This window comes from Roseovarius carneus (genome assembly GCF_020141465.1).
GTDB lineage: Bacteria > Pseudomonadota > Alphaproteobacteria > Rhodobacterales > Rhodobacteraceae > Roseovarius > Roseovarius carneus.
Map to the genome: position 1 here is coordinate 2,576,564 of NZ_JAHSPD010000001.1, position 12,035 is coordinate 2,588,598.

Annotated in this window: 12 protein-coding genes; 7 read left to right on the forward strand and 5 right to left on the reverse strand. The window is 62.4% G+C overall.

Annotation, left to right across the window (positions count from 1 at the left end; genetic code table 11):
* Nucleotides 1-18: 18 nt before the first annotated feature.
* Nucleotides 19-1,032 (forward strand): aromatic ring-hydroxylating oxygenase subunit alpha, encoded by a 1,014-nt coding sequence (locus tag KUD11_RS12785; RefSeq protein ID WP_109384327.1) that lies wholly within the window; start codon nucleotides 19-21, stop codon nucleotides 1,030-1,032.
* A gap of 16 nt (nucleotides 1,033-1,048) precedes the next feature.
* Here KUD11_RS12785 and KUD11_RS12790 read toward each other — a convergent pair whose 3' ends face one another.
* Complete coding sequence (locus tag KUD11_RS12790) at nucleotides 1,049-1,477, reverse strand: Lrp/AsnC family transcriptional regulator (protein WP_109387821.1); 429 nt, start codon at nucleotides 1,475-1,477, stop codon at nucleotides 1,049-1,051.
* A gap of 115 nt (nucleotides 1,478-1,592) precedes the next feature.
* On the opposite strand from KUD11_RS12790, the gene rocF reads away from it, so the two are divergent.
* Complete coding sequence (gene rocF, locus KUD11_RS12795; RefSeq protein ID WP_109384326.1) at nucleotides 1,593-2,522, forward strand: arginase; 930 nt, start codon at nucleotides 1,593-1,595, stop codon at nucleotides 2,520-2,522.
* 21 nt (nucleotides 2,523-2,543) lie between these two features.
* The gene (locus KUD11_RS12800; protein ID WP_109384325.1) at nucleotides 2,544-3,596 is read left to right on the forward strand and encodes an ornithine cyclodeaminase; all 1,053 of its coding nucleotides are present in this window, start codon (nucleotides 2,544-2,546) and stop codon (nucleotides 3,594-3,596) included.
* 127 nt (nucleotides 3,597-3,723) lie between these two features.
* Here the strand turns inward: KUD11_RS12800 and KUD11_RS12805 are convergent, their stop codons facing one another.
* On the reverse strand, nucleotides 3,724-3,978 hold the full coding sequence (locus KUD11_RS12805; protein WP_109384324.1) for an EF-hand domain-containing protein: 255 nt from the start codon (nucleotides 3,976-3,978) through the stop codon (nucleotides 3,724-3,726).
* Nucleotides 3,979-4,270: 292 nt separating this feature from the next.
* Here KUD11_RS12805 and KUD11_RS12810 point away from each other — a divergent pair, with 292 nt between their 5' ends.
* Nucleotides 4,271-4,789, forward strand: coding sequence for an RNA polymerase sigma factor (locus KUD11_RS12810; protein ID WP_109384323.1), 519 nt, complete (start codon nucleotides 4,271-4,273; stop codon nucleotides 4,787-4,789).
* Between the two features lie 5 nt (nucleotides 4,790-4,794).
* Here KUD11_RS12810 and KUD11_RS12815 read toward each other — a convergent pair whose 3' ends face one another.
* From KUD11_RS12815 to KUD11_RS12825, 3 genes are read right to left on the reverse strand one after another with little or no spacing between them, the layout of a single operon-like run.
* Entirely contained in the window at nucleotides 4,795-6,867 is a 2,073-nt protein-coding gene (locus tag KUD11_RS12815) for an ABC transporter permease (RefSeq protein WP_224380235.1), read from the reverse strand.
* Complete coding sequence (locus KUD11_RS12820; RefSeq protein WP_109384322.1) at nucleotides 6,864-7,916, reverse strand: quaternary amine ABC transporter ATP-binding protein; 1,053 nt, start codon at nucleotides 7,914-7,916, stop codon at nucleotides 6,864-6,866. The genes KUD11_RS12815 and KUD11_RS12820 overlap by 4 nt, the downstream gene beginning before the upstream one ends.
* 9 nt (nucleotides 7,917-7,925) lie before the next feature.
* A complete protein-coding gene (locus KUD11_RS12825; protein ID WP_109384321.1) occupies nucleotides 7,926-8,876 on the reverse strand; it encodes an ABC transporter substrate-binding protein in 951 nt (316 codons plus the stop codon).
* A 100-nt stretch (nucleotides 8,877-8,976) separates the two neighbouring features.
* Between KUD11_RS12825 and KUD11_RS12830 the strand changes: the two genes are divergently transcribed.
* The 3 genes from KUD11_RS12830 to KUD11_RS12840 all read left to right on the forward strand — a co-directional run bounded on the left by KUD11_RS12830 (nucleotide 8,977) and on the right by KUD11_RS12840 (nucleotide 12,026).
* Nucleotides 8,977-10,005 (forward strand): GlxA family transcriptional regulator, encoded by a 1,029-nt coding sequence (locus KUD11_RS12830; RefSeq protein ID WP_109384320.1) that lies wholly within the window; start codon nucleotides 8,977-8,979, stop codon nucleotides 10,003-10,005.
* 84 nt (nucleotides 10,006-10,089) lie between these two features.
* On the forward strand, nucleotides 10,090-11,238 hold the full coding sequence (locus KUD11_RS12835; RefSeq protein ID WP_109384319.1) for an aromatic ring-hydroxylating oxygenase subunit alpha: 1,149 nt from the start codon (nucleotides 10,090-10,092) through the stop codon (nucleotides 11,236-11,238).
* The gene (locus KUD11_RS12840) at nucleotides 11,235-12,026 is read left to right on the forward strand and encodes an SDR family NAD(P)-dependent oxidoreductase (protein ID WP_109384318.1); all 792 of its coding nucleotides are present in this window, start codon (nucleotides 11,235-11,237) and stop codon (nucleotides 12,024-12,026) included. Before KUD11_RS12835 ends, KUD11_RS12840 begins: the two co-directional genes overlap by 4 nt.
* The last annotated feature ends 9 nt before the right edge of the window (nucleotides 12,027-12,035 follow it).

Consider the following 12,035-nt stretch of genomic DNA (forward strand, 5'->3'; position numbering starts at 1 on the left):
CGGTCCTAGCGTTGGCCCATGCTCAATCTCGATCCGCACCACTATACAAGCCCCGATATCCACGCCTGCGATGTCACCAATATTTTCACGCGCAGCTGGCAGCTTCTGGGCGCCGCTTCGCGTCTGTCACAGCGCGGCGATTACATCGCGGTAGAGATCGCGGGCCAAAAGGTCTTTGTCGTGCGCGCCAAGGACGGGTTGCGCGCCTATCGCAACGTCTGCCGCCACCGGGGCGCGCGCCTTCTGCCCGAGGGCACAGGGCGCTGCAACACGATCCGCTGCCCCTATCACCAATGGGTCTGGGGCGATGATGGCGCGCTCCTGAACGTGCCGTGGTGGGGCGATGACGCGGATTTCAAGATGGAGGACTGGGCGCTCGACAAGGTTGCGTGGCATATCTGGCGCGGGCTTCTCTTCGTGGCGATTGACCCCGAAATGCCGTTTGAGAAGCAACTTGGCGCAACCGAGGCTGAGCTCGCGCCCGAACCGATGGAGACCTATCAATGGGTGCATGAAGAGCGTCTGATCTTTGACGCCAACTGGAAGGTTTACACCGACAATTTTGTCGAGGGCTACCACATCCCCGGCATCCACCCCGCCTTTCACCGCGCGATTGAGTTTGAGGCGTTTGAGACGGTCGCGCTGGATGGTCTGGTGCGGATGAGCGCGCCGCCGCGTGAGGGGCTGTTTTACCGTGGCAAATGGATGTGGATGTGGCCCAACTGGACCCTCTCGCTTTTTGAAGGGGGTATGAACACGTCGCGGATCAATCCGATTGATCACCAGCGCACAGAGCTGATCTATAATTTCTACTTCACCGATACCTCAGACGCGACAGAGGCCGCGCGCACCAAGACGATCGAGGACAATCTGCAAGTGATCCGCGAGGATTTCGAGGTCTGTCTTGAGACCCAAAAGAACTACAAAAGTGGCGGATACCGCGCCGGGCCCCTGTCGCCGCACCATGAACAGGGCGTCGCCTATTTTCAGGACCGCCTACGCGCAACTCTTGCCCCCGAGGGCGGGCTGTAAGGACCGAGCGCGCCCCCTAACCGCTCGATTTGCGCGTGCTGAGGAGCAAGCTTGTCTCGCTCGTCGCCACCCCCTCCAGCCGCCGGATCTGGCTCAGCACCGCATCAAACGCCTCAAGCGAGGCTGTCCCGATGTCCACGATCACGTCCCAACGCCCGTTGGTGGAATGCACCGCGCGCACCGCGCTCAAGCCCCCAAGCTGGCGCAGCACCCGCTCGGTCCCGCGCCCCTCAATCCCCAGCATCATCAAACCGCGCACCGGATCACGCGCCACGTCCCCGCGCAGCACGACCGAGTATCCCACAATCTCGCCCCGCCGCTCCAGCCGCTCAATCCGCGCGCGCACCGTGGTGCGCGAAATACCCAGCTCCAGCGCCAGATCAGACAGGGCCGCGCGGGCATTATGGCGCAGGGCAGAGATCAGCCTTCGGTCCGTATCGTCCAATTCGGTCATATTTGCCTCCGATTTGATCAGCACTTGTGCGGATCGTGCATTTTGCGCAGTTCCATACACCCTAAATGCGCAGCACAGTACCTCAAACACAAGCGAGGAGCACGCCATGACCCCCAAAACCTGTTTTCTGATTGGCGCGCCCATGGATGCGGGCAAGACCAGGCAGGGCTGTCTCATGGGGCCGGATGCCTACCGCGTGGCGGGGATTGAGGCGGCGATTGCCGATCTCGGCCACAACGCTGTTGATCTTGGCAATATCGTGCCGGATGACGCCGAGGCCCCCGCCACGCTCCCCGATCATCTGCACGCACCTGCCGAGGTGATTGGCTGGACTGCCGCCCTCGCCCGCAGCGCCGAAGAGACCCTGCCGCGCGGCCTGCCCGTATTCCTTGGGGGTGATCACGCGTTGGCGCTTGGCTCTGTCCTTGGGGCGGCGCGATATGCGGCCGCGCAAGATCGCCCGCTCTTTGTGCTTTGGCTGGATGCACATAGCGACTACCACACGCCCGCCTCCACCGCATCTGGCAACCTGCATGGCACGCCTCTGGGCTATGTCACCGGGCGCGAGGGGTTCCACGGCTTTCCCGAGGTGACGCACCCTGTGCCGCATGAAAACATCTGTCTGCTGGGCCTGCGATCCGTCGATGCGCCCGAGCGTGATATGTTACAGAAGACTGCGATCCGCTATCACGACATGCGCCGGATCGACGAGACCGGGATCGCCAGCCCCCTCGCCGCGTTTCTCGCGGATGTGAAAGCCGCAAATGGCATGCTGCATGTCTCGCTCGATGTCGACTTCCTCGACCCGAGCTTTGCCCCCGCAGTAGGCACCACCGTGCCGGGCGGGGCCACCATACGCGAGGCGCATCTGGTGATGGAAATGATCTGCGACAGTGGCCTCATGACCTCGCTCGATCTGGTTGAGCTGAACCCGTTCCTGGATGAGCGTGGCCGCACCGCGCAAGTCATGGTCGATCTGGCCGCTTCCGCCCTTGGCCGCCGCGTGTTCGACCGCACCACCCGCGCCTTTTCATAACGCCTGTCTGAGGAGCCTCCCATGACCAATCTCTTTCCTTCTGACAAGGCCCTCGTGCCCTTTGTCAGCGTCGATCACATGATGCAGCTCGTCCACCATATCGGGATTGAGCCAATGCTGATCGGTCTCGCCGATGCAATCGAGCAGGATTTCCACCGCTGGGAGCTTTTCGACAAGACCCCGCGTGTGGCCAGCCACTCTGCCGAGGGCGTGATTGAGCTTATGCCCACGTCGGACGGCGAAGTTTATGGCTTCAAATACGTGAACGGCCACCCCAAAAACATGAAGGAAGGCCTGCAAACCGTTACAGCCTTTGGTCTTTTGGCGGATGTGAGCAACGGATATCCGGTGCTGCTCAGCGAAATGACTCTTCTGACGGCGCTGCGCACTGCCGCCACGTCGGCGATGGTGGCCAGGCATCTGGCCCCCAAAGGCGCACGCACCATGGCGATGATCGGCAATGGCGCGCAGTCCGAGTTTCAAAGCCTCGCGATGAAGGCGATCTGCGGGATTGATACGGTACGCCTCTGGGATATTGATCCTGCGGCCACGAAAAAAGCCGCTACGAACCTGCGCGGCACGGGCCTCACAGTTGTGGAATGCACCAGCGCCGAGCAAAGCATGGAGGGCGCGCAGATCATCACCACCTGCACCGCCGACAAGCAATGTGCGACGATCCTCACCGATAACATGATCGGCGCGGGCGTGCATATCAACGCCATCGGCGGCGATTGCCCCGGCAAGACCGAGCTTGCCGCCGAGATCCTGCACCGCTCTGACATCTTCGTGGAATTCCCCGAGCAGACCCGCATCGAGGGCGAAATTCAGCAGCTTGCGGCGGATCATCCCGTAACCGAGCTTTGGCAGGTGATCACCGGCACCGCCAAGGGCCGCACCTCTGAGCGTCAGATAACGCTCTTTGATTCCGTGGGCTTTGCTATCGAGGATTTCAGCGCCCTGCGCTATGTGCGGGCCGTGATCAAGGACACCGCGTTCTACCACGATCTGGACCTTCTGGCCGATCCGGATGATCCCCGCGACCTCTTCGGGATGCTCCGCCGCGCAGCCCCCTGAGGCAAACACCCCTAGAAATAGCTGAGGCGCGCCTGTGCCACACAGGCGCGCCTCATTTTCCCTCAGGTCCGTAATCTGCTCAGGAAGAGACCAGCACAGGCCCTGAGGGGTCGGTCACTCCGGCGGCTTAGCCGTCTGTCGCGGTCGGGATCAGGCCTTGTTCCTGACCTGAGACCATTTCGGCATCGTCGAGGGCACCATCGCCATTGGTGTCAATCAGGCTGAAGGTGTCGGCGGTGACTTCGGGGTAGACGGCCTGCACCTCGTCCATTGTCATCAGCCCGTCGCCATTGGCATCGATCTCAACCGCTCCATCGCTCATGGCGATTGCCGAATTGGCGAGTGCGCCGAGGGCGAGGGTCAGTGCGATGAATTTTGTCATGTCAGATCTCCGATTTTTATCGTTGCTGTATGGAAGGCCCCGTTATGCGGCCCTCACATCACAGGACGCATGGGGGCGGGTGTGCATCCCTCACACCTGTGCCGGGTGGGATGTGCGGCAGCGCGCCGCTCATAAAGGCCGCAGGCTTCGGCGCTCTGCCGCCCAAAAAGAGGGGTTTGCGCCCTTTGCGGAGGGATAGGCGGAAAGCCCCGGGATTGTCGGGAGTTTTGCACGGGCGCAGGGTCGCGCGCACAGACATCCCATACCGACACCCAATAAGGAGCCCGAGCCGATGCCCTGCCCCAGCCTCCCGACCCACGCCCCTCTCACCGAGGCGTTTTGCGATCTGAGCGGTGATCTGATGCGGCTGGCCCGGCGGCTTGCGCGCAGCGAGGCTGAGGCGCAGGACCTCGTGCAGGAGGTCCTCTTGCGCCTCTGGCGGCGGCGCGCGGAGGTGGCGGAGGTGGACGATCTGCGCGCCTATGCCCGCACCAGCCTGCGCAACCTCTATCGCCAAGGGCTGCGCCGGTTGCCGATGGAGGCCTTGGAGGACTGCGCCAGCCCCGCCGTGGACCCCGCCGTTTTTGGCGCGCTGGCCCTGCGTGATGTGGCCGGGGCAATTGAACGCCTGCCCGCAGATCAGGCCCGGCTTATCCGTCTGGTGGCGTCGGGCGAGACAAGCCCTGCCGTGCTCTCGGCGCTTACGGGTGTGCCCAAAGGCACGGTCATGTCGCGGCTGGCGCGTGCGCGCGCCGCGTTGCGCGGGGATATGGGGATCGCCCCCGATGCGCCGGTCAGCAGCCTGATCTGAAGGGCCTAGAGACCGAGGGCCTTGCGCCGCTCTGCCGCGAAGCCCTGCACCAGACGGTCCGCCACCAGCGCGAGAATGGCCATCGCCGCCCCCGCCGCGATCCCAAGCCCCACATCCGCCTGCCCCAGCGCCAGGAAAATAGATTGCCCCAGCCCGGTGGTGCCGATGAGGGCCGCAATGACCAGCATCGCAAACGCGTAAAGGATCGTTTGGTTCAGACCCAAAAGGATCGTGGGCGCGGCATAAGGCGCGCGGACCTGCACGAGGGTTTGCCATGTGGTGGCCCCTGACGAGATTGCGGCCTCAATCAGCTCCTCCGGTGTGTCGATGAGGCCTTGGCGCGTGTAGCGGATCATCGGGACGATTGCGTACATGCAGATGGCCAGAAAGGCCGAGAACTCACCGATTTGGAAGACCATCATAACAGGGATGAGAAAGACGAAGAGCGGGATTGTCTGGAGCATGTCACAGACCGGGCGCATGACGCGCCAGAGCATTGGGCTGAGCGCGCAGGCAAGGCCAATACCGCCGCCCACGACCGTGCATGTCAGCACCGCGGCACCAGACAGGTAGAGCGATAAAAGCGCCCTGTCCCACAGCCCCGAGATCAGCACAGCCGCCAGCATCAAAACTGCAAACCGCGCCAAGCGCACACCGCCCGCGACCCAACCAATTGCGCCTGCGCCGATCAGCACGAAAGGCCACGGCAATTGCGCAATGCCCGTCTCCAGCATGCCCGCAAAGATCAACAGCATCAGGCCGAGCGTCACCCGCCCGCTGAGTGCGACCAAAGCGCCGAGGGCGGCTGCCGCCCCGAGAAACCACAGCGACATTGCCCCGGTCCACTGAAAACCCCACGTGAAGGGCAGCACGGCCCCATCCAGCCCAATCTTGATGGGCAAGAGGCCATAGAACATCACCGTGTTCTTGAACCCGTCCAGCGCCAAGCCGTTTTCACGGGTGAACGTGCTGAGGCCTTCGTCCAGCCATTGGGCCGTGGGGGTCAGCAGGGCGAATTCCGACGGGGATGGCAGGCTTGAGTAAAGAACCAAGGCCACAAGGATGCCGATCCCGAAGATCGCAACCGCCACGCGCAGGTCATAGCGTTGCCGCTCCTGCGCCATCTGGCCGCTGATCCGGTCAATCACGATGGCAAATGCCACTATCACGAGCCCCGCCAGAAGCGCCGGCCCAAACTGCGCCTTGCGCATGGTCAAAAGGACTTCCCAGCCGATATCGTTGAACCCGCCGATCACGGCGGCGATGATGACCATGCTGAGGGCCGCCATGATACATTGGTTCACACCGACCATGATCTGGGTCTTGGCCGAAGGGATCTCGATCAGAAAAAGCTGCTGCGCGCGGGTGCCGCCGGACATGATGGCGGCTTCCTTGATATCGCTCTCGACCCGCTCAAGGCCCAGCATGACATTGCGCGCCATTGGCGGTGCTGCGTAAATCGCGCTGGCGATAAGGCCCACCACGGGGCCAAAGCCAAAGAGCAAGAGAAGCGGCGTGAGATAGGCGAAGGTCGGCACGGTCTGCATCACGTCCATCACCGTCTGAATGGCAGATTTGACGCGCGGCACCTCATTGGCCAAAAGGCCGATCGCACCCCCAAGCGCCAGCGCCAGAGGCACGGACACGGCCACCAAAGACAGCGTATTCATGCTCTCGACCCAATAGCCGGAGATCAGAACGAACCCGAGGCCTGAGAGGCTCAGAATCGCCAAAGACCAGCCCCCGACGAACCAGCCAAGCGCCGTCACAGCGGCGATGAACACCGGCCATGGCAGCCAGGAGAAAAACACATTGGCCCAATCCATCGGATAGCCAAGGGTCGCCGAGAAGACCCGCATCACGGGCTTGATCAGCTCCAGAAACCCGCCAAGACCCGTGCCGATCCATTCGGTCGCGGGGATGGTCCACGCACCGGGATATTGCACCAGCCATGGCATGGATGGACCCAGCAGCATGCACAAAGCGCCCGTGGCCAGCACCACAATCGCGGCCCATGTGCCGGGGGTGAGGCTGCGCGGGGCCGCCGAATCCGTCAGGCTGATCTCGGGGGCGCTCACGTCTCGTCCACCTGAAGGGCGGCGGCGAGATCAGAGGGGTGGATGACCCCCACTTGGGTGCCATCTTTGCCCCAGACTGGCACAGGCTCATAGCGCGAAATACACGCGGCAAGCGCATCCTCAAGGGTCATATCCTCGCGCAGGCCCGGATCATCGGCGGCGCGTATGGCGCCTTCGGCGGGGCGCAGGACGGATTTGATCCGCGCATGACGGCCCTTGACCACATCCTTGGAAAATTCGCGCACATAATCATCGACCGGGCGCAGCACGATCTCGGTTGGCGTGCCGATCTGGACGATCTTGCCATCGCGCATGATGGCAATCCGGTCCGCGATCTTGAGCGCCTCGGCAATGTCGTGGGTGATGAACACGATGGATTTGCGCAATGTGGCCTGAATATTGATGAACTCATCCTGAAGCTGGCGCCGGATGAGCGGGTCAAGCGCCGAGAACGGCTCGTCCAGAAACCAGATATCGGGGTTCACAGCGAGGCTGCGGGCGATCCCTACGCGCTGCCGCTGCCCGCCCGACAGCTCGCGGGGGTAGGACGCCTCGCGCCCACCAAGGCCCACAAGCTCGATCACCTCATGCGCGCGCTCCACCCGTTCGCGCTTGCCCTGCCCCTGCATCTTCAACGGAAAGGCCACGTTCTCGGCCACGCTCATATGCGGGAAAAGGCCAAAATGCTGAAATACCATGCCCAGCTTGCGGCGGCGCAGCTCGGTCATGCGGGATTTGGGCGCGTTGAGGATATCCTCACCATCAATGTCGATCTGCCCACCCGTTGCCTCGATGAGGCGCGAGATACAGCGCACGATGGTCGATTTGCCCGAGCCCGAGAGGCCCATGATCACAAACAATTCGCCCCGCGCCACGTCAAAGCTCGCGTCCTGCACCGCAGGCACAAGGCCCTGCGCGCGCAGAGTTTCGGCCACGCCGCCGCCCTCGGCCAGCGCCTTGTTCAGCGCAGGCTTGGCGTTTGAGCCGAAGACTTGCCAAACGCCCCGGCACGAAATGGCCGGGGCATTCTCGTCAGTTGGTTGCGTCATGCGCGTGGCTCAGTTCACCGCCGCGTCGACCACGGGCTTCCACTTGCCCTCATTGGCCTCCATCCACGCGCCCACAGCCTCTTCAACCGAGGCGCCATCGACGTCGATCTGGCCCATCAAGGGCTGCTGATCTGCCACGTCCATCTGGAACCCGGTCAGGATCTCGGCCGCGGCTGGCCATTTATCCGCAAAGCCGGACCATGTCGCCTTAAACACGCGCGTGGGTGCAAAGCCACAATCATTGATCGCATCTGGGTTCGGACCCCAGCTTGCATCCTCAAAGCACGCAGCCTCGCCCACCGGCACATCGACAAAGCGCACATCATAGGCGGACATGGCCCAATGGGGCTGCCAGAAGGTGATCAGCAGTGGGGATTTCTTCTCCGCCGATGCGCGCAGCTCGGCAATCAGAGCGCCCTCGGAGCCCGCAGGCACAGCCTTGAACGGCAGATCAAAACCCGTGAGACGGTCCGCACCGGGTGTGCCCCAGTCAGCGGGGTAATCCACAAGACGGCCCGCTGGGATGGTCTCGGCTGTGGCGAATTGCACGGCGCACTCCTTCAGCGCTTCCCACGCGGGCAGGCCGGGGCAAAGCTCCTCGACATGGGCGGGATAGGCCAGCCCTTCGGTCGCGGCGAGGCCCAGATCACCGATTTCGGTCACGGTGCCTTCCTCGATCTTCTTGGCGTAATCATCCGACACGTTGGACGACCATATCTCAAGCGCCGCGTGCAGCTCACCATCGGCCATGGCCTGATACATGTTCATGTAGCCTGCCGTCACGTATTCGACCGTGTAGCCCGCCTCCTCCAGCATTGCGCCTGCAACATGTGTGGTCACGTTCTGGCCGGTCCATTCGTTCATTGCGAGGCGGATCGGCTCGTCCACAGCGCCCATATCCGACGCAAGCGCCGTGCTGGCGGTGAGGGCAAAGGCAAGGCCAAAGCTCAAATTTTTCATGTTAGTCTCCCAATTGTTTTTGTTTTTACGCGCCTAGTATGGCGACCGCTCAGAGGCAGAATTTTATTGTTTCAGACGCCGTTTATGCGTCAATGGCCGTATGGAACACACATCCGCCGGAATATGCAAGGTAACTATCTTCGTCACCCCGCACTTCAATCTTGCGGCCACGGCGGGCTTCATTGATCCGTTCCGCGCAGCCAACTATCTGGACGGGGCCAGCTATTTTGCGTGGGACTATATTTCCGAGCGCGGCGGGCCAGTGCTTGCCTCCAACGGAATGGAGGTGCGGACCAAGGCCCTGTCGGAGGTATCCGCGCAACGGCGTGATCTTGTCATAGTCTCGACAAGCTGGACACCCGAGCGCCATGGCAGCGCGGGCTTGCGCAGTGCGCTCTGGCGGTGGGCACGGGGCGGCACAACGCTTGGTGCGCTTGATACGGGGGCGTTCCTGCTGGCGCAGGCGGGGCTTCTGGAGGGACGTCGTGCGACCGTGCATTACGAGCATATGGACGCGTTTGGTGAGATGTTTCCCCGCATCGAGTTGAGTGAGGATATCTGCGTCTTTGACGGGCCGCGCATCACCTGTTCGGGCGGGGCGGCATCGATGGATTTCGCGCTGCATATCATTGCAGGGCTGAAAGGTAATGCGCTGGCCAATGCGGCGGCGCGCTATCTTTTCCACCAATCCGTGCGCCCCCCCGGCACCGCCCAGAACCCTGCACCATTGGAGCCTATCGGCAGCGCTGCCCCCTCGCCCGTCCGCCGGGCAATAGCTCTTATGGAGCAACATCTGGAAGAGCCACTGAGCATTGCCGACATTTGCGCGCGTAGTGGCGTATCGCACCGGCAGATGAACCGCCTTTTCGCCACGCATGTGAAAAAGACACCCGCGCTTTATTACCGAGACATCCGGCTGGACCGGGCGCGCGGGCTGGTCACCCAGACCCAGATGCCGATGAGCCAGATCGCGCTGGCCTCCGGCTTTGCCAGTCAGGTGCATTTCAGCCGCGCCTATCGCGCGCGGTTTGGGATGCCGCCCCGGCGCGACCGGGTTGAGGGGCGCGTCCCGTTTGAGTTTCGCGCATGGCCCATGCACCGCGCAGCCCTCGCGCGAGATGGCGGGTAATGTATAATTGACGGCGATCTGCGCATAATTGGGGCGCACACCCTGCGGCAAAATCCAAGCAGACCCCTTCACGCGAGAGACGCCATGACCCAGCCAGCCCTCCCAAATGACTTTGATACGATCCGCACCGGATATGATGAAAACGCCTCGCGGAGCCTCTCGCTGCGGGCCGATGCCTATACCCAAGACAAATGGTGGGACGCCGATCTGCGCGCGGTTTTGGCGCGCACGTGGCAATGGGTGTGCCATGTGGAAAAACTGCGCGCGCCGGGCAGTTATGTGGCGCTCCAAGTGGCGGGGCAGCCCATCGCCGTGGTGCGCGACCGCGAGGGTGTGCTGCGCGCCTTCTATAACGTGTGCAAGCACCGCGCCCATGAGCTTCTGAGCGGCGAGGGTGTGACGAGCCGGATTATGTGCCCCTATCACGCATGGGTCTACAAACTCGACGGGCAGCTTGTCCGCGCGCCCGAGACGGACCATCTGGAGGATTTCACCCCCTCTGATATCTGCCTCGACGCCGTGCAGGTCGAAGAGTTCTGCGGCTTTATCTACGTGAATCTCGATCCAGAAGCCTCTGGCCTTGCTGCACAATCCGGCGATCTGGAAACCGAGATCCGCCACTGGGCGCCCGATATTGACAGCCTGACTTTCGGGCGTCGGCTGAGCTATGATATCAAGTCCAACTGGAAAAACGTCATCGATAACTTTCTGGAATGCTACCACTGCCCCACTGCACATAAGGATTTCTGCGATCTGGTGGATATGGACACCTACAAGGTGACCACGCATGGCATTTATTCATCGCATATGGCCGAGGCGGGCAACGGCACCAACAGCGCCTATGATGTGTCGAACGCCACGGTGCGCACCCATGCGGTTTGGTGGCTTTGGCCCACGACCTGCATCATGCGCTATCCGGGCCGGTCGTCCATCATCATCCTCAACGTGATCCCAATGGGGCCGGACCGGACGTTGGAGACCTATGATTTCTTCCTTGAAACGCCCGAACCCGATGCGATGGAAATAGACGCGATGCGATATCTCGATGAGGTGCTTCAGGTCGAAGATATCGGCCTTGTGGAATCGGTGCAGCGCGGGATGAGCACGCCCGCCTTCACCCAAGGCCGCATCGTCAGCGATCCGGGCGGGTCGGGCAAATCCGAGCACGCGGTGCATCATTTTCATGGTCTGGTTCTGGATGCCTATGCCGCAATTGCGGAGCAGACCGCATGAGATTAGCAGGCAAGACCGCCCTGATCACCGGGGCGCGCGGCGGGATTGGCCGCGCCATCGTTGCGCGGTTTTTGCGCGAAGGTGCCGATGTTTATGCCGCCGATCTGAGCGAGGGCGGCTCGCTACCCAGCCACGAGGCCGAAGGGCATTTCGTGCGCCTTGATGTGAGCTGCGAGACCGATGCGATCGCCGCGATGGAGCGTGTGGGCCGCGAGGCAGGCAAGCTTGATATCCTCGTCAACGCCGCCGGGATCGAGATCGAGAAGACCATCGAGCACACCACCCTTGAGGAATGGAACCGCAGCTTTGCGGTCAACGTCACCGGCACGTTCCTGACCAGCAAATACGCCCTGCCCTTGCTGCGGGCCGCCGCCAAAGAGGGGACCACCTCCAGCGTGATCAATTTCGGCTCCTATGACGGGTTCATAGCCGATCCCGGCCTTGCGGCCTATTGCGCGACCAAGGGTGCGGTCCACGCGCTCACCCGCGCCATGGCCTGCGATCATGGGCCCGAAGGCATCCGCGTGAACGCGATCTGCCCCGGCTATATCGACACGCCGATGCTGCAAAGCTTCTTTGAGGGCGATGGTTCGGGCGGCGCGGGGCAAACGATTGACCAGTTGCAACAGGCCGTGCGCGACGTGCACCCCATGCGCAATTACGGCACGCCCGACGATATCGCCAACCTCGTCACGTGGCTGGCCTCGGATGAGGCACGCTATGCCGCAGGCCAGCTTTGGGTGCTCGACGGGGGCCTCAGCGCGCAAGTGCAGCAGATGAAGTTGTGAGGGTATAGA

Coding starts and splice junctions, on each gene's coding strand:
- KUD11_RS12785 (WP_109384327.1), top strand. CDS start 19: ATGCTCAATCTCGATCCGCACCACTATACAAGCCCCGATATCCACGCC.
- rocF (WP_109384326.1), top strand. CDS start 1,593: ATGACCCCCAAAACCTGTTTTCTGATTGGCGCGCCCATGGATGCGGGC.
- KUD11_RS12800 (WP_109384325.1), top strand. CDS start 2,544: ATGACCAATCTCTTTCCTTCTGACAAGGCCCTCGTGCCCTTTGTCAGC.
- KUD11_RS12805 (WP_109384324.1), bottom strand. CDS start 3,978: ATGACAAAATTCATCGCACTGACCCTCGCCCTCGGCGCACTCGCCAAT.
- KUD11_RS12810 (WP_109384323.1), top strand. CDS start 4,271: ATGCCCTGCCCCAGCCTCCCGACCCACGCCCCTCTCACCGAGGCGTTT.
- KUD11_RS12820 (WP_109384322.1), bottom strand. CDS start 7,916: ATGACGCAACCAACTGACGAGAATGCCCCGGCCATTTCGTGCCGGGGC.
- KUD11_RS12825 (WP_109384321.1), bottom strand. CDS start 8,876: ATGAAAAATTTGAGCTTTGGCCTTGCCTTTGCCCTCACCGCCAGCACG.
- KUD11_RS12830 (WP_109384320.1), top strand. CDS start 8,977: ATGGAACACACATCCGCCGGAATATGCAAGGTAACTATCTTCGTCACC.
- KUD11_RS12835 (WP_109384319.1), top strand. CDS start 10,090: ATGACCCAGCCAGCCCTCCCAAATGACTTTGATACGATCCGCACCGGA.
- KUD11_RS12840 (WP_109384318.1), top strand. CDS start 11,235: ATGAGATTAGCAGGCAAGACCGCCCTGATCACCGGGGCGCGCGGCGGG.